Origin of the sequence: Peribacillus sp. B2I2, assembly GCF_041261685.1 — a bacterium.
Classification (GTDB): domain Bacteria; phylum Bacillota; class Bacilli; order Bacillales; family DSM-1321; genus Peribacillus.
On record NZ_JBGCCB010000001.1, the window covers coordinates 404552 to 423830 of the forward strand.

At 42.0% G+C, this 19279-nt stretch carries 17 protein-coding genes; 14 read left to right on the forward strand and 3 right to left on the reverse strand.

Going from position 1 to position 19279, the window contains the following annotated elements:
* Window positions 1–12 precede the first annotated feature (12 nt).
* The 14 genes from pcrA (at window position 13) to ABIE66_RS02085 (ending at window position 16853) form a co-directional block, all read left to right on the forward strand.
* A complete protein-coding gene (gene pcrA / locus ABIE66_RS02020; protein WP_289318229.1) occupies window positions 13–2259 on the forward strand; it encodes a DNA helicase PcrA in 2247 nt (748 codons plus the stop codon).
* Window positions 2260–2362: 103 nt separating this feature from the next.
* Complete coding sequence (gene ligA / locus ABIE66_RS02025) at window positions 2363–4369, forward strand: NAD-dependent DNA ligase LigA (protein WP_370013697.1); 2007 nt, start codon at window positions 2363–2365, stop codon at window positions 4367–4369.
* Window positions 4370–4380: 11 nt separating this feature from the next.
* On the forward strand, window positions 4381–5550 hold the full coding sequence (locus ABIE66_RS02030) for a CamS family sex pheromone protein (protein WP_370013698.1): 1170 nt from the start codon (window positions 4381–4383) through the stop codon (window positions 5548–5550).
* Between the two features lie 399 nt (window positions 5551–5949).
* Window positions 5950–6240 (forward strand): Asp-tRNA(Asn)/Glu-tRNA(Gln) amidotransferase subunit GatC, encoded by a 291-nt coding sequence (gene gatC, locus ABIE66_RS02035; protein WP_289318226.1) that lies wholly within the window; start codon window positions 5950–5952, stop codon window positions 6238–6240.
* 12 nt (window positions 6241–6252) lie between these two features.
* Window positions 6253–7713, forward strand: coding sequence for an Asp-tRNA(Asn)/Glu-tRNA(Gln) amidotransferase subunit GatA (gene gatA / locus ABIE66_RS02040; protein ID WP_370013700.1), 1461 nt, complete (start codon window positions 6253–6255; stop codon window positions 7711–7713).
* A 12-nt stretch (window positions 7714–7725) separates the two neighbouring features.
* Window positions 7726–9153: an Asp-tRNA(Asn)/Glu-tRNA(Gln) amidotransferase subunit GatB gene (gene gatB, locus ABIE66_RS02045; RefSeq protein ID WP_370013701.1), complete on the forward strand. Its 1428-nt coding sequence runs from the start codon at window positions 7726–7728 to the stop codon at window positions 9151–9153.
* Window positions 9154–9326: 173 nt separating this feature from the next.
* Complete coding sequence (locus ABIE66_RS02050) at window positions 9327–9869, forward strand: RNA polymerase sigma factor (protein ID WP_370013702.1); 543 nt, start codon at window positions 9327–9329, stop codon at window positions 9867–9869.
* On the forward strand, window positions 9866–10333 hold the full coding sequence (locus ABIE66_RS02055) for a hypothetical protein (protein ID WP_289323491.1): 468 nt from the start codon (window positions 9866–9868) through the stop codon (window positions 10331–10333). The genes ABIE66_RS02050 and ABIE66_RS02055 overlap by 4 nt, the downstream gene beginning before the upstream one ends.
* Window positions 10326–11396 (forward strand): hypothetical protein, encoded by a 1071-nt coding sequence (locus tag ABIE66_RS02060; protein ID WP_370013703.1) that lies wholly within the window; start codon window positions 10326–10328, stop codon window positions 11394–11396. The genes ABIE66_RS02055 and ABIE66_RS02060 overlap by 8 nt, the downstream gene beginning before the upstream one ends.
* Window positions 11393–12319 carry a LiaF transmembrane domain-containing protein gene (locus ABIE66_RS02065; protein ID WP_289323493.1) on the forward strand — a complete coding sequence of 309 codons (927 nt, stop codon included), beginning with the start codon at window positions 11393–11395 and terminating at the stop codon, window positions 12317–12319. The genes ABIE66_RS02060 and ABIE66_RS02065 overlap by 4 nt, the downstream gene beginning before the upstream one ends.
* Window positions 12320–12500: 181 nt before the next feature.
* Window positions 12501–13415, forward strand: a complete 915-nt coding sequence (locus ABIE66_RS02070; protein WP_289323494.1) for a diacylglycerol kinase — start codon at window positions 12501–12503, stop codon at window positions 13413–13415.
* A 63-nt stretch (window positions 13416–13478) separates the two neighbouring features.
* Window positions 13479–14054 carry a GNAT family N-acetyltransferase gene (locus tag ABIE66_RS02075; protein ID WP_370013705.1) on the forward strand — a complete coding sequence of 192 codons (576 nt, stop codon included), beginning with the start codon at window positions 13479–13481 and terminating at the stop codon, window positions 14052–14054.
* Window positions 14055–14505: 451 nt separating this feature from the next.
* A complete protein-coding gene (gene rlmD / locus ABIE66_RS02080; protein WP_289318216.1) occupies window positions 14506–15876 on the forward strand; it encodes a 23S rRNA (uracil(1939)-C(5))-methyltransferase RlmD in 1371 nt (456 codons plus the stop codon).
* A gap of 455 nt (window positions 15877–16331) precedes the next feature.
* On the forward strand, window positions 16332–16853 hold the full coding sequence (locus ABIE66_RS02085; RefSeq protein ID WP_370013706.1) for a YitT family protein: 522 nt from the start codon (window positions 16332–16334) through the stop codon (window positions 16851–16853).
* A gap of 8 nt (window positions 16854–16861) precedes the next feature.
* Here the strand turns inward: ABIE66_RS02085 and ABIE66_RS02090 are convergent, their stop codons facing one another.
* The 3 genes from ABIE66_RS02090 to spoVAD all read right to left on the reverse strand — a co-directional run bounded on the left by ABIE66_RS02090 (window position 16862) and on the right by spoVAD (window position 19200).
* Entirely contained in the window at window positions 16862–17722 is an 861-nt protein-coding gene (locus ABIE66_RS02090; protein ID WP_370013707.1) for a DUF421 domain-containing protein, read from the reverse strand.
* Window positions 17723–17752: 30 nt separating this feature from the next.
* Complete coding sequence (locus ABIE66_RS02095; protein ID WP_076372773.1) at window positions 17753–17959, reverse strand: DUF1657 domain-containing protein; 207 nt, start codon at window positions 17957–17959, stop codon at window positions 17753–17755.
* A gap of 236 nt (window positions 17960–18195) precedes the next feature.
* The gene (gene spoVAD, locus ABIE66_RS02100) at window positions 18196–19200 is read right to left on the reverse strand and encodes a stage V sporulation protein AD (RefSeq protein ID WP_289323499.1); all 1005 of its coding nucleotides are present in this window, start codon (window positions 19198–19200) and stop codon (window positions 18196–18198) included.
* Window positions 19201–19279: the final 79 nt, after the last annotated feature.

A 19279-nucleotide genomic window follows, 5' to 3' on the forward strand; every position in this document is an offset into this window, starting at 1 on the left:
GGTGGTGTGATAATGCAATATTTAGCGGAAAAATTACTAATAGGTTTGAATGAACAGCAACAAAAAGCAGTTAAATCAACTGATGGCCCACTTTTAATCATGGCTGGGGCAGGAAGTGGAAAGACGCGTGTGCTGACTCACCGAATAGCTTACTTGATGGTCGAGAAGGAAATAGCACCTTGGAATATCCTTGCAATCACGTTCACCAACAAAGCTGCACGTGAAATGAAGGAGAGGATCCGTGCCATACTTGGCGGTGCGTCCGAAGATATCTGGATTTCGACTTTCCACTCGATGTGTGTCCGCATTTTACGAAGGGATATTGATCGTATCGGTTTTAATAGGAACTTCTCGATATTGGATACGACGGATCAGCAATCGGTCATTAAACAAATTATGAAAGATCGCAATATGGATACGAAGAAATATGATTACCGTGCCATTTTGGGTAGCATCAGTTCAGCTAAAAATGAATTGGTCGGGCCGGAAGAGTACCTGAAGACGGCGTCTGATTACTTCACTAAAGTAACTGCCGATGTTTATACGGAATACCAAAAGCGGTTGCGGAAAAATTCAGCGCTCGATTTCGATGATTTGATCATGATGACGATTCAATTGTTCCAACTGGTACCGGAAGTGCTTGAATACTACCAGCGCAAATTTCAATACATTCATGTCGATGAGTACCAAGATACGAACAGGGCTCAATATATGCTTGTTAAACTACTGGCTTCACGCTTCCGTAATCTTTGTGTTGTCGGGGATTCCGATCAATCGATCTATCGCTGGCGCGGTGCGGATATTGCGAATATCCTTTCATTTGAAAAAGATTACCCGAATGCCAACATGATTTTCCTTGAACAGAATTACCGCTCGACGAAAAAGATTCTAGAAGCGGCGAATAAGGTCATCGATAACAATCAAAACCGAAAGCCGAAAAATCTTTGGACCGAGAATGCAGATGGTAATAAGATATTCTATTACCGTGCAGACAATGAACAAGGGGAAGCGCAATTTGTAGCCGGAAAGATAAATGAGTTAGCTCAGGCCGGCAGCAGGAAATATTCCGATATAGCAATTCTGTATAGAACAAATGCACAATCACGTGTCATGGAGGAAGTTCTGCTTAAATCCAATATAAACTACGCAATAGTCGGGGGCACTAAGTTCTATGACCGTAAAGAGATTAAGGATTTACTTGCCTATCTGCGCCTTATTGCGAATCCTGATGATGACATCAGTCTTCGCCGTGTAATCAATGTACCAAAACGCGGAATTGGTGCAACTTCAATGGACAAAGTGGCAGATTATGCAGATCAATATGATGTTTCCATTTATAAAGCACTTGAATCCGTGGAAATGGTAGGGATAAGCGGTAAGGCTACCAAAGCGGCAAGGGAATTTCATACGCTGATCACTAACTATACAAATCAGCAGGAGTACCTATCCGTGACGGAACTGGTGGAGGAAGTCATTAAGAAAACCGGTTACCGTGAGATGTTGCAGGCAGAAAAAACGATTGAATCACAAAGCCGGCTTGAAAATATAGATGAGTTTTTATCTGTAACGAAGGCATTCGAAAGTAACAGCGAGGACAAGTCATTGGTTGGCTTTTTAACTGACCTGGCGTTGGTTGCGGATATAGACCAACTTGATGAGAATTCCGAAGAAGCTACAAATACGGTAACGTTGATGACGCTGCATTCCGCGAAGGGACTGGAATATCCGGTGGTCTTTTTATTGGGCCTTGAAGAAGGGGTTTTCCCTCACAGCCGCTCGCTCATGGATGAAGAGGAGATGGAAGAAGAACGCCGTCTGGCTTATGTGGGAATTACAAGGGCTGAAAATGAGCTATTCATAAGCAATGCCCAAATGCGGACATTGTATGGACGGACGAGTATGAACCCAGTTTCACGGTTCATCAGTGAAATACCAGAGGAGCTTCTTGAAGATCTAAAACCGAAACCGGCTCCTCGAGCTAGGCAAACACCTTTCAGTTCTTCGAGAACTGGATCTCCTTCAACAGCTTCCACAAGAAAAGTTCCTGCCTTTGGAAGAGCTGTTTCTGCACCATCCGCAACGGGCGGTGAAGAGATTGGCTGGGCTGTCGGTGACCGTGCATCCCATAAAAAATGGGGGATAGGAACCGTGGTGAGCGTAAAAGGGGAAGGCGAAGGGAAGGAATTGGATATTGCTTTTCCAAGTCCAATCGGCATCAAGCGCCTACTGGCGAAATTTGCACCGGTTGAAAAAGCTTAAGCTATTAATATGCTTCTACTGGTAAAGAATAGGGATATCTGACTTTAGACACCGCTCTTCTATAAGAAGTGCGGTGGAGTCTTCTTTAGAAAGGATTGAACGTATGGACTTACAAGCTGCAGAGAAGAAAGTTCTAGAACTGCAAACTTTATTGAACCAATACAGCTATGAATATTATGTGATGGACCAGCCATCAGTACCTGATGCTGAATATGATCGGCTACTCCGTGAACTTATTGAGTATGAGGAAAAATTTCCGGAACTGCAAACGGCTGACTCTCCGACACAACGGGTCGGTGGGGTCATTTTGGATATGTTTGAAAAAGTGGAGCACACCACGCCGATGCTTAGTTTAGGCAATGCCTTCAATGAAAGTGACTTACGGGATTTCGACAGAAAGGTCAGACAATCTGTTGGTGACGATTTCTCCTATGTATGTGAATTGAAAATTGATGGACTAGCCGTCACACTTCAATATGAGAATGGATATTTCGTACGAGGGGCAACCCGTGGAGATGGAACGATCGGTGAAGATATTACAGCTAACCTGAAAACGATCAAGTCGATTCCATTGAAGGTGCGGGAGCCGGTTGCGATAGAAGTGCGCGGTGAGGCATTCATGCCAAAAAAATCATTTGAATCTTTAAATGAGGCTAAGGAAGAACGTGGGGAAGAACCATTTGCTAACCCACGGAATGCAGCTGCTGGTTCGTTAAGGCAGCTTGACCCGAAACTTGCTGCTAAACGGAACTTGGATATTTTCCTTTATGCGATTGCCGATGTAGGAGAAACCGGGGTCCGTTCCCACAGTGAGGGTCTGGATTTGCTGGATAGGCTTGGCTTTAAGACGAACCGGGAAAGAAAAACATGCTCGAATATAGAGGAAGTACTAGCTTATATAGTAGAATGGACGGAACAACGTCCGAACTTGGCCTATGATATTGATGGGATTGTCGTAAAGGTGGATTCCCTTGAACAGCAGGATGAATTAGGTTTTACCGCAAAAAGTCCGCGTTGGGCAATTGCTTATAAATTCCCGGCTGAAGAAGTCATTACAACCCTACGGGATATCGAGCTGAATGTTGGCCGTACGGGTGTATTGACCCCGACTGCCGTTTTGGATCCCGTTCGGGTAGCTGGTACGACTGTACAGCGAGCTTCACTTCATAACGAAGATTTAATCCGTGAAAAGGACATCAGGATCGGAGATCAAGTGGTCGTGAAAAAAGCGGGTGATATCATTCCAGAGGTGGTCAATGTACTGGCAGAACGCCGCACAGGGGAAGAAGTCGAGTTTCAGATGCCGACTGAGTGCCCGGAATGCAGCAGTGAACTCGTTCGGCTGGACGGGGAGGTTGCTTTACGCTGCATCAACCCGAAGTGTCCTGCACAAATACGGGAAGGCTTGATTCATTTTGTATCCCGGACAGCAATGAACATAGACAGTCTCGGTGAAAAAGTGATTAGCTTGTTGTTTAAAGAAGAACTCATACAAGATGTGGCTGATATTTATAAGCTTACATACGATCAACTGATTGCATTGGAAAGGATGGGGGATAAATCAGTCAATAAACTCCTTCAAGCAATCGAAGCTTCGAAAACCAATTCATTGGAAAAATTACTATTCGGGCTAGGCATTCGCCATGTCGGTTCGAAAGCCGCCAAAACACTTGCACGGGAGTTCGGGACAATGGAAGCCTTAAGCAAGGCGAGCCGTGAAGAACTAACGTCCATTAATGAAATAGGGGAAAAGATGGCGGATTCCATCGTAGCTTATTTTGAATTGGAAGAAGTTCATGCGTTACTGAATGAGTTGGAGGCAGCCGGTGTGAATCTTACTTTTAAAGGGCCAAGGGCTGTTCCCATTGAAGAAATCGATTCCGTTTTTGCCGGTAAAACAGTCGTTTTAACGGGTAAATTGCATCAGCTAACACGTAATGAAGCAAAAGAAAAATTAGAGGCGCTGGGAGCTAACGTTGCTGGAAGTGTCAGCAAGAAAACCGATTTGGTCGTAGCTGGCGAAGATGCCGGTTCCAAACTGGAAAAGGCGGAAAGCCTGGGCGTCATGGTATGGGATGAAGAGAGACTGATTGAGGAACTAAAAAAATAAGAGGTGTAGCTATGAGGAAACACTCTATTTTGGGGATGATTCTTATACTGCTTCTTGCTGGTTGTGCGCCTAGTTTTGAGGATAAGCAAGAGGTAGTTCAAGACTCCAAAGACAAAAAAGAGACGGCAATTATTCCGAAGTACAAAATTTCAGAAGAATATTATCAAACGATCCTACCGTTTGAACCATCAAAAGCACGCGGTTTGGTCGTATCTAATCTAAATACCCGATATGATATTGAAGAATTCGAAAATGGATTGATGCGGTTGGCCCAAACCCAATTCGACCCGGAAGAATACCTATTTCAAGAGGGGCAAACGCTTGATAGTTCCAAAATATCTTCCTGGCTGAACAGAAAATATACCAATAGTCAGTTGAAAGAAAAGAAGAAGAAAGCATCAGACAACGTCGGCTTGAATCCGGTTGATCCAGGTAAAGGGGACATCGATAAGCGGAATAAAGACAATCCAATCTATCTTGCTCATATTTTAGAACATAATTACTTAGTCAAAACAAAAGATAATTCAGTGAGCCTAGGCGGGGTTGTAATAGGTCTTGCGTTGAATTCAGTGCATTACTATCAAAAAGAGGCATACGGTGCCACCTATGAAAAGACAATCGATAGTAAAAAGGTAAAGCAAGAAGGGGAGAAAATTGCTGCAGAAGTCTTAAAGAGGCTACGTAAAATGGACAAGCTGAAAAATGTTCCGATTACGATTGCCTTATTCGAGCAAAATGAAAAATCCTCAGTAGTTCCTGGGAATTTCATTTCCTATACGAATATTGATAAAAACTCTGACAATATTGGAAAGTGGACGAACTTGGACGAAGAGTATTTCCTATTTCCTTCTGTTGGTGCTGAAAAAAAATACCGTGATGACGTCAATACTTTCACGAACTTTAAAGAAGATGTCGAAGAATTTTTCCCTAACTTTAACGGAGTCATTGGCAGGGCGTTCTATATGGATGATCAATTACAAAGTCTGAACATCGATATCCCCATTCAATTTTATGGGAACTCGGAAGCGATTGGCTTTACCCAATATGTTGCTGGGCTTGTAATGGAACGTTTCCCTAACTATATTGCCGTACAAGTATCCATTACCTCTGTAAATGGACCTGAAGCTCTCATTGTCCGAGAAGCAAATCAGGACGAACCAACCGTGCATATATATGAATGAAAAAAGATGAAGCTTAACGGCTTCATCTTTTTTTGCGACAATCTCTGAAATCCACTTTTCATAAGTTATTCTTCCGGAGATAAGGTGAATTTCAAAATAACCTTTAAGCAGGAACAGACACATATAGTAGAAAGTAAACCCTTCCAAATAAGGAAGTGAATACTTAAAAAGGGGAACATATGTCGAAATTAAAGGCTTTCTTGTCATTTCCCCGGAAATTCCGACAACTTTCCCATATTTCCCGGAAAATATCTCTTTTTCCTTGAGAAATAATTGAATTTCGACATTGTTTCTCTAGTTGCTTTACTGTGTAATAGTTTGATATGATTTAAACGATGATTTTATGGAGAATAGCGACGGAATTCAGTCGATTTGGATATTTTTTCGGAGGTGAAGAGAATGTCACGTATTTCTATGGAACAAGTTAAACACGTTGCCCATTTGGCTCGTTTGGCAATTACGGAAGATGAAGCACAACAGTTTCAACATCAGCTTGACCAAATGATTTCATTTGCGGAGCAGTTGAATGAGCTTGATACGGATCAAGTAAACCCGACTTCTCACGTTTTAGATATGAAAAATGTTATGCGCGAAGATGTCGCAAAACCAGGATTGCCAGTAGAAGAAGTAGTGAAAAATGCACCGGATAGCAAAGAAGGATATATCCGTGTACCATCTATAATTGAATAAGGGGGGACAATGATGTCGTTGTTCGAACAAAAGGTTTCTGAGCTTCATGAACGCTTACATAAGAAAGAGATCAGTGTCACTGATCTTGTAAACGAATCGTATGAGCGCATTGGACAGGTAGAGGACAAGGTGAAGGCATTTTTGACACTTGATGAAGAAAACGCCCGCGATCAAGCAAAACGATTGGATGATCAATTGGTAAAAGGCGAGAACGAAGGCGCTTTATTTGGTATGCCAATCGGAGTGAAGGATAATATTGTCACTAAAAATTTACGAACGACTTGTGCAAGCAAGATCTTGGAGAACTTTGATCCAATTTATGATGCAACCGTCGTTCAAAAGCTGCAGCAGGCAGAAACGGTGACGATCGGGAAATTGAATATGGATGAATTTGCGATGGGTTCATCAAATGAGAACTCTGCATTTCAGGCGACACGCAACCCGTGGAATACGGATTATGTACCAGGCGGTTCTTCAGGTGGTTCGGCTGCGTCCGTCGCTTCCGGAGAAGTCCTATTTTCTTTAGGTTCCGATACGGGTGGATCGATCCGCCAACCAGCGGCATATTGTGGTGTTGTCGGCTTAAAACCTACATATGGACGGGTTTCCCGTTTCGGACTTGTAGCGTTTGCTTCTTCATTGGACCAAATCGGTCCGGTTACTAGAACGGTCGAAGATAATGCCTATTTGCTTGAAGCGATCTCAGGAGTAGATCCAATGGATTCGACTTCTGCAAACGTTGATGTGCCGAATTTTGTGAATTCGTTAACAGGCGATGTTAGAGGATTGAAAATAGCTGTGCCTAAAGAATATCTTGGTGAAGGTGTTGGCGAAGAGGCACGTAATTCCGTTCTTGAAGCGTTAAAGGTATTAGAAGGACTTGGAGCTGAATGGGAAGAGGTATCCTTGCCGCATTCCAAATATGCCTTAGCTGCCTATTATCTGCTTTCTTCATCGGAAGCTTCGGCTAACCTTTCGCGTTTTGACGGTGTGCGTTACGGACATCGTACAGATAATGCAGAAACTCTTATAGAAATGTATAAGCAAACTCGTGCAGAAGGATTCGGTGACGAAGTGAAACGCCGTATCATGCTTGGAACTTTCTCCTTAAGTTCAGGTTATTATGATGCTTATTATAAAAAGGCTCAAAAAGTCCGTACTTTAATCAAAAAAGACTTTGAAGATGTCTTTGAAAAATATGATGTCATCGTTGGGCCGACTACACCTACACCTGCATTTAAAATTGGTGAAAAAGTCGACGATCCATTAACGATGTATGCGAATGATATCTTAACGATTCCAGTCAATCTTGCTGGTGTACCAGGTATATCCGTGCCATGTGGATTCGCAGCGAATGGGCTTCCGCTTGGACTGCAAATGATTGGAAAGCATTTTGATGAAAGCACTATTTACCGCGCAGCTCACGCTTTTGAGCAAGCAACAGATTTTCATAAACAATTTCCTAAGCTGTAAGGGGTGAAATAAATGGACTTTGAAACGGTGATTGGTCTAGAAGTACACGTAGAATTAAAAACGGATTCTAAAATTTTCTCTGCGAGCCCAAATCATTTTGGTGCCGCTCCAAATAGTAACACGACTGTAATTGACCTAGGCTACCCAGGCGTATTGCCTGTCGTCAATAAAAAGGCTGTTGATTTTGCAATGAAGGCTGCAATTGCCCTAAATTGCGAAGTGGCAGAAATTACGAAATTCGACCGGAAAAACTATTTTTACCCGGACAATCCTAAAGCATACCAAATTTCACAGTTCGATCAACCGATCGGTGAGCATGGCTGGATTGAAATCGAAGTCGGTGGCAAGAAAAAGAAGATTGGCATTACCCGCATTCATATGGAAGAGGATGCTGGAAAGCTGACACATAAAGGGAACTATTCTCTTTGTGATTATAACCGCCAAGGTACGCCACTTGTTGAAATCGTATCCGAACCGGATATCACTTCCCCGGAAGAAGCATATGCTTATCTGGAAAAGTTGAAATCCATCATTCAGTACACAGGCGTTTCCGATTGTAAAATGGAAGAAGGCTCACTTCGCTGTGATGCTAACATTTCCTTGAAACCTGTCGGCCAAAAAGAATTCGGTACGAAGACCGAATTGAAAAACTTGAACTCATTCAACTTCGTTCGCAAAGGATTGGAGCATGAAGAAATCCGACAAGCGGAAATCTTGAATGAAGGCGGCGTAATCGAACAGGAAACTCGCCGGTTCGATGATGCTACAGGCAGAACGGTACTAATGCGAATTAAAGAAGGTTCCGATGATTACCGTTACTTCCCAGAGCCGGACTTATTGACAATCCATATCGATGAAGAATGGAAAGCACGCATCGCTGCCGAGATCCCAGAACTTCCGGATGCCCGGAAAAAACGCTATGTCGAAGAATTCGGCTTACCGGAATATGATGCAGCCGTTTTAACGGTAACGAAGGAAAGTGCTGATTTCTTTGAAGCGACAGTGGCTTCAGGTGCGGATGCGAAACTAGCATCTAACTGGATCATGGGTGAGGTTTCTGCTTTCTTGAATGCAGAAGGAAAAGAGCTGCATGAAGTCAAATTGACTGCCGAATCGTTGGCTGGAATGATCAAGCTGATCGAAGATGGTACGATTTCTTCTAAAATAGCTAAAAAAGTTTTCAAAGAATTGATTGAAAACGGTGGAGACGCTGAAACGATCGTCAAGGAGAAGGGACTAGTCCAAATTTCCGATGAAGGCGCGTTGCGTACAGCAGTTGAAGAAGCATTGAATAATAATCCGCAATCAATTGAAGATTTTAAAGCCGGTAAACAAAAAGCAATCGGCTTCCTTGTCGGACAGATTATGAAAGCGACAAAAGGACAAGCCAATCCACAGCTTGTTAATAAAATTTTGGTGGAAGAAATCAATAAACGTTAATATTAACCGTATCACTTTTAAAGTGGTACGGTTTTCTCTTGATTAAGGAAAGAGCTTACTGAGAAAAATAATAAGCGGAAAATAATTTTTGATTTTTTTTGAGTTATCTGTAGGGGTAACTCCTTTTTGTGTCGTCTATTACATGAATGTTTAACAGGAAAGGAGGAAGAGAAGTGACCGATGAGTTAGTTGAGAAGGTAAGGGCTGGGAATGATCATGCATTCCGAATAATAATTGAAACTTATAAACAGACGATTTATAGAACCGTCTATTCCGTCTTGCGGAATCAAAAGGATGCAGAAGATGTTACCCAGGAAGTCTTTATCAAAATCTATACTTCTCTTCCTCAATATAAGAACCAAGGTTTCAAGACTTGGATTACCCGAATTGCGGTCAATCATGCAATCGATTTAAAGAGAAAGAGGGAACGCCAAAAGGAAGAATTGCAGGACGAACATTCATCGGAAGCTAATTTGGGCTTAACTGATGAAGTCGAGGCAGTATTTTTTCGGAATGAAAGGCGAAAGCAAGTATTAAGGAAGCTGAATGACCTTCCAGAGGGATACCGGGACGTTGTATATGGCTATTACATAAAGGAAAAGACATTCAAGCAAATTGCAGAGGAGCAGCAGATTCAAGTGAAATCTGTGGAGGTTAAGCTATATCGGGCAAGAAATTGGATGAGAAAACATTGGAAAGAGGAGGATTTTTCATGAATCATGTTCCAGAAGCAGAATGGGTTGAATATTTGGCAGATGAAATACCAGAGGCTCTAAAAATTGAATATGAAAATCATCTATACTCCTGTGACAAGTGTTTATCCGCCTATATGGAAGCGATGGAAAAAGAAGAATCCAGACTGGACATTGAAGGATTTGATATTGCGGGTCCTGTCATGGACTCGATTAGCCGATTGAAAGGCGGGTCTGTTGAAGAGGCTAAGCAACTCCGAAAAGAGAAATCCCTTCGGACCATCACGAGACATTACCTGATCGCGGCCGGATTTACGATCCTATTAATGGCAGGCGGAGTATTTCAATCATTGACAGAATACGTGGATTCTGTGGAATCCAGCAGTGTAAAGGAAACTCAGTCCTTAACCGAAGGGCTTATTGATAAAACATTTAATTGGATGGACACAATCGAAAAGAAAAATAAGGAGGGGTTTAGAAATGAATAAAAGTCCGGTATTAGCTTTTTTATTATCGTTTTTGCCAGGTTTTGGACATTTTTACCTAGGAAGGAAATATAAAGGTTTATTTTATTTTCTTGCCGCAGCTGGACTGGGACTTGGAGGTCTTTTTCTTTCATTGATCAGTCAAGCGGATGAATTTCTGGCTTTTTCCATTATTGGAATGGTGTTTTATTTCATCAGTATATTTGATTTGGTGGTCACCTCACTGAGGAATCCTAAAAGTGAAGAGTATTTAGAGGGGATGGCAGATCAGCCGGAAGCGGAAAGATTCTATGTAATCATCCTTTCATTCGTTCCAGGATTAGGGCATTTTCAGTTGGGCCTCATGAATCGGGGACTCATTTTTCTGATCGGCTTTTTAGGCCTTGGCATTATGGTGGTATTCATCAGTGTAATGACACATATGGAAGGTCTGTTAATATTCATGGCACTATTGCCTGTTATCTGGATTTACAGTTTTTTTGATTCCGTTCAACAGCTGAATAAAAAGCAAAGAGGTGAGGAGCTTATCGATCGGACCGTTTTGGAAGATTTCGAGGAGAGGCGGGAATCCGGGAAGAAGAGTAAATCGGTCGCGACTTTATTCGCCATTTTCCCTGGAGCGGGTCACTTATATTTGGGGCTGCAAAAACGTGGGATTCAATTGATGGCTGGCTTTTTATTCGCCATTTACATTTTGGATTTACTTCGTTTAGGTTTCTTCTTTTTCCTTATTCCGATCATCTGGTTTTATAGTTTTTTTGATGGATTGCAAAAAGCCTCGAAAATGGAAGAGGGTCCTGTTGAAGATACGCCCATCATTTCGGGAATCGTCAATCACCAAAAATGGGTAGGATTTGGGTTGGTGGGGCTTGGAATCTATTTCTTGGCTAGTAATATAATCGTCCCTGCAATTGCACCTCATTTAGATGAATGGATTGGAAGCAACTTGGAATATTGGTTTAGAGATTATTTTCAAAAAGGACTGGTATGCATCCTACTTATAGGTGGGGGAATCAAATTGCTGTCGGGCAGTAAAAAAGGGAGAGTCAAGGAGGAGACAAAATGAGAACATGGAGAGTCGGAACGATTTCAATGGGTATCTCCCTGGTTGGTTTGGGTTTGGTTTTACTGGTTTCTCAAATTACGGATATGAATTTGACGACGATTATGCTATCTTGGTGGCCGTTGCTGTTCATTATCTTGGGTGTGGAGATTCTCTGCTATATTTATTTTTCCAGAAAAGAAAGTTCTTTTGTAAAATATGATATTCTTAGCATTCTTTTCGTAGGATTGCTAGGAACGACAGGGATTGTTTTAATTCTGCTAACATCAAGCGGATTGATGGATCAAGTTAGGGCTGCCGTGAATAGTGAAGAAAAAACGGTCAATTTGCCTGGTTTCAATGAAAAGGCCGGGAAAGACATACAGAGAGTTGTTCTGGACTCTGGCTCATACCCATTGACGATTGAAAGTGGCAAGGATGGGGAAGTATCCATTTTTGGAACATATGGTGAGCGGGTAATGGAAGATGCTGATTCTGTGTTGAAGAAGGCGGAAGATTATCTAATGGTTGAGAGAAATGGTGATACACTTTATATAAGCTTCAAGGATTTGCCGATTCAAAATGGAATTTTGGACAGTGGTATGATGAATCTTAAGGCCACTCTTATAATCCCTGCTGAGTTGGCATTGGAAATAGACGGACAAAGTACCGATCTTGTCTTGAAGCCTAGAAAGCTATTGAATGATTGGAGTGTGAAGGATAGTGGGAATCTTAGTGTATTCCTTCAGGATAATAGCGATATCAAGATAGATGCCAGAGGGGTCGAGGAACTGGAAGGTCCTGAGAATAGCTGGAAGATGACTGAAGTGAAAGAAGAAACAAGTGATGAAGGCATTGTAAAAAAGAATGGGACATTCAATACTGGTAAAGGCAATCATACTTTAACCGTTACCGATACATTTAACGTGAATGTACAATATCCATGATTGAAATCATTTACTAGAATAAAATTGTAAAAAGCATTATAATTTCCCTGATAAGTTTTCTTGTAAAATGCATAAAAGATATGGACCGAAATACGGTCCTCTTTTTTTCGAATATTGCTTTTCATGCAACGAAGGATTAAGATGTAAATTATGGAATCAATATGTATAAGGATGATGGGAAATGAAAAGAGCAAGGTTGATTTACAACCCGACTTCGGGCCGGGAAGCCATTAAGAAGAGCCTGCCAGGTGTGCTAGCAAAACTTGAAGAAGCTGGTTATGAAGCTTCTGCACATGCGACGACCGGTGCTGGGGATGCAACGAAAGCGGCTAAGATAGCGATTGAACGCGGCTATGATATAGTTATTGCAGCAGGGGGCGACGGTACGATTTATGAGGTTGTTAATGGACTGGCCACTGCAGAGAAACGTCCGAAACTAGGAATCATTCCGACGGGAACGACCAATGATTTCGCGCGGGCGCTGCATTTACCGAAGTCAATTGAAGGGGCAGCCGAAATTATTGCCGGTGGGCATACGATGCCGGTCGATATTGGGAAAATGAACGATAAGTATTTCATCAATATTGCTGGCGGGGGCAGATTGACCGAATTGACCTATGACGTGCCGATCAAGCTGAAAACCATGCTTGGTCAGCTAGCGTACTATATTAAAGGAATTGAAATGCTTCCTTCAATTAAGCCGACGGAAGTTTCAATTGAATATGATGGGAAGCTTTTTGAAGGGGAGATCATGCTTTTCTTGGTGGCTAACACGAATTCGGTCGGCGGCTTCGAGAAACTGGCTCCTGACGCCTCTCTGAATGATGGTATGTTCACGTTGCTTATTTTGAAAAAGGCCAACCTGGCTGATATTGTCCGTGTCGCAACATTGGCAATGCGCGGTGAACATATCCATGATAAAAACGTCATTTATGAAAAAGCCAATCGAATTAAAGTACAGGCCAAAAATGACATGATGCTTAACTTGGATGGGGAATTTGGCGGGATGGCCCCAGCTGAATTCGTAAATCAGTACCGCCATTTTGATGTATTCATCCCACAAGGAATACTGCCGGACGATCCGGCAAATAAATAGGGTGAAAAGGCCACTGAATCTGGTGGCCTTTTCATTTTAATAGATCAAGGAGTATGTATAAACATGTATATCAGGAAAGCGACACCGGAAGATGCGGACAAGGCAGCCGTTTTGACCCGGTTAGCGATTAAGGAAATTGCAGAGGTTTTGACAGGTGAAACGGAAGAAGAAAGAATCCTAACCGTTCTAGCCGAGTTGTTCAGAAAAAGTGGAAATCGGATCAGTTTTGAAAATACGTTCGTAAGTGAACATGATGGACAAGTATCTGGATTGATCATTGCTTACCATGGTAAGGATGCAGAAAGCTTGGATGAACCGATAGTGAAACAATTAAGGATGAAAATGAAAGACCCAAGCGTTACGCTCGATAAAGAAGCGGAAATGAAAGACTTTTATTTGGATACATTATGCGTTGACCCGGATTTTCAAGGAAAAGGAATTGGTAGTGCACTGATTCAGTATGTTGAGGGATACGCTAAACATAAGGGATATCCAAGGGTTTCTTTAGTCGTTGAATATGAAAATGAAGGGGCGAATCGTCTCTATAGCAGATTAGGTTATAAAGAAATGAAAACCATTACGATTGGCGGCCATGAATTTGGCTATATGGTAAAGGAAATAGAAGAACCTCCTGTTTAACAGGGGGTCCTTTTTATTGATTTGAAATTTTGCAATGTATGCGATTACATTTGCTGCCCATTCATGGCGGCCCAATCAGAGTAATCACCGGTACCATTACAGCCAGGACAGTCGTGTATATCGGAAAAATGATATTCCGTAGGTACGAAGGAGCTATATCCTCGTCCGTAACAATCTGGACAGAGGCCTTTTTCCTCCATACTTGCTCGATGTTTTTCTAACCTTGTAGCGTTCCAGGCTGATATAGAGTTAAATAAACCCATTTCCTCACCTCTTCTTTTTTCCTTATTTTTCTTTTTTTATTGAACTTTTATACATGGAACTATGAAAAATCCGTAATTCCTTCCACTATATTTTTATGAAAACCAATGTAAATTGGTGAGTGGTTTTGTGGCGAGGCCTCGATTGTGGTAAAATACAGGCTAGCATAAAAAAGAAAAGAGAAGATGATATGAAAAAAACAGCACCAGTTGCTAAAAATGATATTATAGAGGTTTTATTTGAAGATTTAACACATGAAGGAGCTGGAGTGGCTAAAGTTGATGGCTACCCGATCTTTGTTCAGAACGCCCTTCCTGGTGAAAAGGCAAAAATTAAAGTGATGAAGGCTAATAAAGGTTATGGCTTCGGACGCTTGATGGAAATTATAGAAAATAGTCCATACCGGGTTGAGGTCACGACTGAAGATTTCCATAAATACGGTGGTTGTCAGCTGCAGCATATGAGCTATGAAGGACAGTTGAAATTCAAGGAAAAGCAAGTACGTGAAGTGATGACACGCATAGGGAAGCTTGAGGATGTAAAGGTTCACCCGATCATCGGGATGGAGAATCCAACCCATTATCGCAATAAAGCGCAAGTGCCTGTTGGTGAAAAGGATGGCAAGCTAATAGCGGGATTCTTCAAACCGCGGACACATGAAATTGTTGAAACGAAAGAAAGCATAATCCAAAATGAAGTGATCAGTGAAGCCGTTCAGGTTGTTAAAGAGATCTTCAGTAAACTTGGTATCCCTGCTTACAATGAAGAGGCACATAAAGGTGTATTGCGGCACATCATGGCCCGTTATGGCAAGCAAACAGGTGAATTGATGATTGTTCTCGTTACAAGAACGAATAGTATCCCTTTCATCGAAACCATCGTTAAAGAAATCGTTGAACGTCTTCCACAAGTGAAATCCATTGTTCAAAATGTGAATTCCAAGAAAACGAACGTTATCTTAGGCGATAAAATGACTTTACTGTGGGGCGACGAAGTTATCCATGATATGATCGGTGATGTGAAATTTGCGATTTCAGCAAAGTCCTTCTACCAAATCAATCCAGACCAAACGAAAGTCCTTTATGATAAAGCCCTTGACTATGCAGGGCTAACGGGTGAAGAGACGGTGATAGATGCCTATTGCGGCATTGGAACCATATCTTTATTCTTAGCTAAAAAAGCGAAAAAAGTAATCGGTGTCGAAGTAGTGGAAGAAGCGATAGAAGACGCACGCCGCAACGCTGAATTGAATGAAATCTCCAATGCCGAATTCATTGTTGGCGATGCAGGTAACGTTATTGCTGAATGGTATCAAAAGGGTAACACTGCGGATGTCATCGTAGTGGATCCGCCTCGCAAAGGTTGTGAAGAATCCCTTCTGAATACGATCATCGAGATGAAACCTAACAAAGTCGTATACGTATCATGCAACCCAGGCACTCTAGCGCGTGATCTTCATATCTTGGAAGAAGGCGGATATAAAGCAGTTGATATCCAACCTGTCGATATGTTCCCAATGACTACACATGTTGAAAATGTAGTGTTATTAGAGTTGAAATAAGGAAATGGGGCCCGGTCTAAATGACCGGGCCTACAGTTTTTTTAGGGCTTGTACAATTTGGACATTGATTTCCGCTTCAGGCACTCGCTTTCCGCCTGTGTCTTCCTAGACGGGCTTTTCCCGCAGGAGTCTCGTACCTTTCTCTCCAATCAACTTTGATATAACGATTAGATAGAATCCGTTCCTGAGGAGTTGAAGGTGTTGCTTTGGGTCAGTTTGTTCGGGAATAATGAAAGATATGTTTTCCGAACCCCTGTCTACAAACTGTAGGTCTCGGTCTGAATGACCGGGGCCTTTTTCACGTAGTTAAATTGAAGTAAAGTGAGGGGTTTTTTTTTTGCATGTATATTCTTGACGCTCTGACTTGGACATATATTAAGGAATATATGATTGGGAGGTAAGGTGATTTTATTAATTTTCAAAAAGCAGTGGCTGTAATTGTTGGTAGCTTTTTGGTGGCTATTGGAATCAATGGTTTTTTAGTGCCTCATCATTTAATAGATGGCGGCGTTATTGGAATTGCACTCATTCTTCATTATTTCTTTGGTTTTCAAACAGGGCTATCCATGTTGATCCTAAGTATTCCTATATTTTTATATGCCTGGTACTATGAAAGGTCCTTTTTCTATAGCAGCATTCACGGTTTACTTTTGACATCCCTTTTTATGGATTGGCTAAATCCATTGAAAAAAGTCTTATCCCTTTCGATACTAACTAGCTCTTTGATTGGCGGAGCCATCATTGGGATGGGCATAGGGCTCATGCTTCGATATGAGACAAGCAGCGGTGGAACGGATATGTTAGCCAAAATCATCTCCAAATCTTCCTACATAGATATTGCTTTGGCCATTATCATCATAGATACACTCATCATTTCAGCTGCAGCATTCACTTTAGGTATCGAAATTTTTCTTTTTTCATGTGTGACGATCGTCATCATTGGACTGATCACTTCGCTTATGAAAGTGAGGAAATGAATATATAATCAGTTCCGTAAGATATGGGCTACGTCATCTATTGCCTTTTGCAGCTTTTCGCTATTTTTGCTAAACATCTCTTTAGCTTCCTTTGATTCAGTTCCAAGTGCAAACAACTCTAAGTCCGCTTGGCATTTTTTCAAGGTCGCGAGCATAAGTGGTTTTTCTTGAGAAGAAGGAACTTTAAGTTTATCATCAAAAAGGTCCACAGTTAATTCCCCGTTGGAATTAGCTTGACCAAGAAAAACATTCTCGAGGATTACCCCTAACTTATCCAGTTCAGTATGTAGCCAATTTCGGTTCAGTCCAATCGTGGAAAGTGGTTCATCGAGTATGCTGCCGTCCATAATGATGGTTTGTGGCTCCTTTACTGCAGCCACTGACAGGTTAAGGTCCTTAGCTGTTATAGGTTGATTTTGCTTCTTTAACATTACGGAAAAATCCCCGTTGGCTTCCAATAAGGCAAACTCAACTTCAGAAATATCGAAGACATCCTTTTTTCGGAGCAACCCTAACAATTCATCAATGGTATATTTCTCTTTTTTTAAATTATCTTCCATGACTTTCCCATCTTTGATGAAAACCGATGCTTTTCCTTCCACAAGATCACGGAAAGTTTTACTTTTTAGGGATATTGATCCTGCAATGAAAGGTGCTATGGCAAAAACAAGAATGGACAGTACACCATGTATAATATTGCCCTCAACTTTTGTAGCTAATTCTGCCCCAACATTACCGATGGTTATACCCGTTACATATTCAAAAAAGGAGAGCTGGGACAATTGTTTTTTTCCTAACACTTTTGTGATCACAAAGAGAACAATTAAAAAGAATAATGAACGCAAAACAATTTCTATCCAACCCGGCATTACCAAACACCTCCTGCTTGATCAGTATATTTAAAAACCTTTATATTGTGGTTCTTCCCGTTCTAATTCTCCCACACGCTTCTGTACATCCTTCATAACTTCATTCACCACCAGCATCGTTTCATGCAAGATGCGTTTAGATTCATCATCTTGAGTCCGGAGTGCTAAGCTGGATAAACCTGCTTCAACTCCTTTAAGGCTAGAGACACATTGTTTTACATTTGAAGCTATCGTCATACAAGGGATCCTCCTTATCCTTTGGATCTAAATATAATGGCTTGTAATACTCCGAGGCTGTTTTTCCTGGCACTGGTTACTTCAATCGTGCCAGTGACAACAACCGATCAATCCATGCTTTTCCGCATCCGTTAACGCTCCCGAAAACAATGTCCGCAGCCGCGAATGTTCATCCGAATGAGCAGGCACTTCAACCCTTATATGACCCGATTACACGAGTGAATCATGGTTGTCATTCATTCATATTCAATCGATACGGCATGGGCAATGCAGGGAATCGTCTCACTTTGTTGAAAGGATAGGGGAGATAACAAGGCACCGGTAGCCACGACGAGCAACCGTTTTATCTCTCCCTTTTTCATGCGATTTAACAAATGACCATAAACAACAGTTGCGGAACATCCAGGGCCACTTGCCCCGGACAGGACAGGTTGACCATCCCTGTATATCATTAAACCGCAATCTTTATATTGCTCCTCTTTAATCGGAGTACCATGTTTCTTAAATAATTCCAGAGAAACTTCATGTCCAATCTTTCCTAAATCCCCGGTCACTATTAAATCATAATAGGATGGGTCTAGGTTCCGTTCTCTTAAATGGGCTTCAATCGTATCCACAGCGGCCGGGGCCATGGCGCCTCCCATATTGAAAGGATCAGTCAATCCCATATCGATGACACGGCCTATCGTAGCTGAAGTGACCCTTGGGCCTTCCCCAGCGCTGCTTAATAAAGCCACGCCGGCCCCCGTAACGGTCCATTGGGCTGTTGGAGGTTTTTGCCCTCCGTATTCTGTTGGGTAGCGAAATTGCTTTTCTACTGCGGCGTTATGACTTGATGCTCCTGTCAATAAGTAATCTGCCCCTTTGGTATTGACAAGGTATGCACCAAGAGCCAGTCCCTCCATGGAGGTGGAGCAAGCACCAAATAAGCCGAGATAAGGTGTTCCCAGTGTACGACAGGCAAAACTCGTAGGGGTTATTTGATTGATAAGGTCGCCTCCAAGGAAAAATTGAATCTGTTCCTTCTGAAGACCCGCCTTTTCGATTGCTTTTGTACTCGCTTCTTCCAATAAGACTTTATGTGCCTTTTCATAAGTATCTTGATTTATCCATAAATCGGAATGGAGAAGATCGAAATCATCCGCAAGCAAACCGTCTGCTTCAAATGGACCGCCAACGGTTCCTGTGGAGACGATGACAGGCTTTTGATCAAACACCCAAGTGCGATGCCCCGTAAGCATTATAAACCACCCCATTGTATGAGTATTGTCAGTACCAGTGCTGTGATTAAACCAAGGAATAACATTTAAAAACGATGGT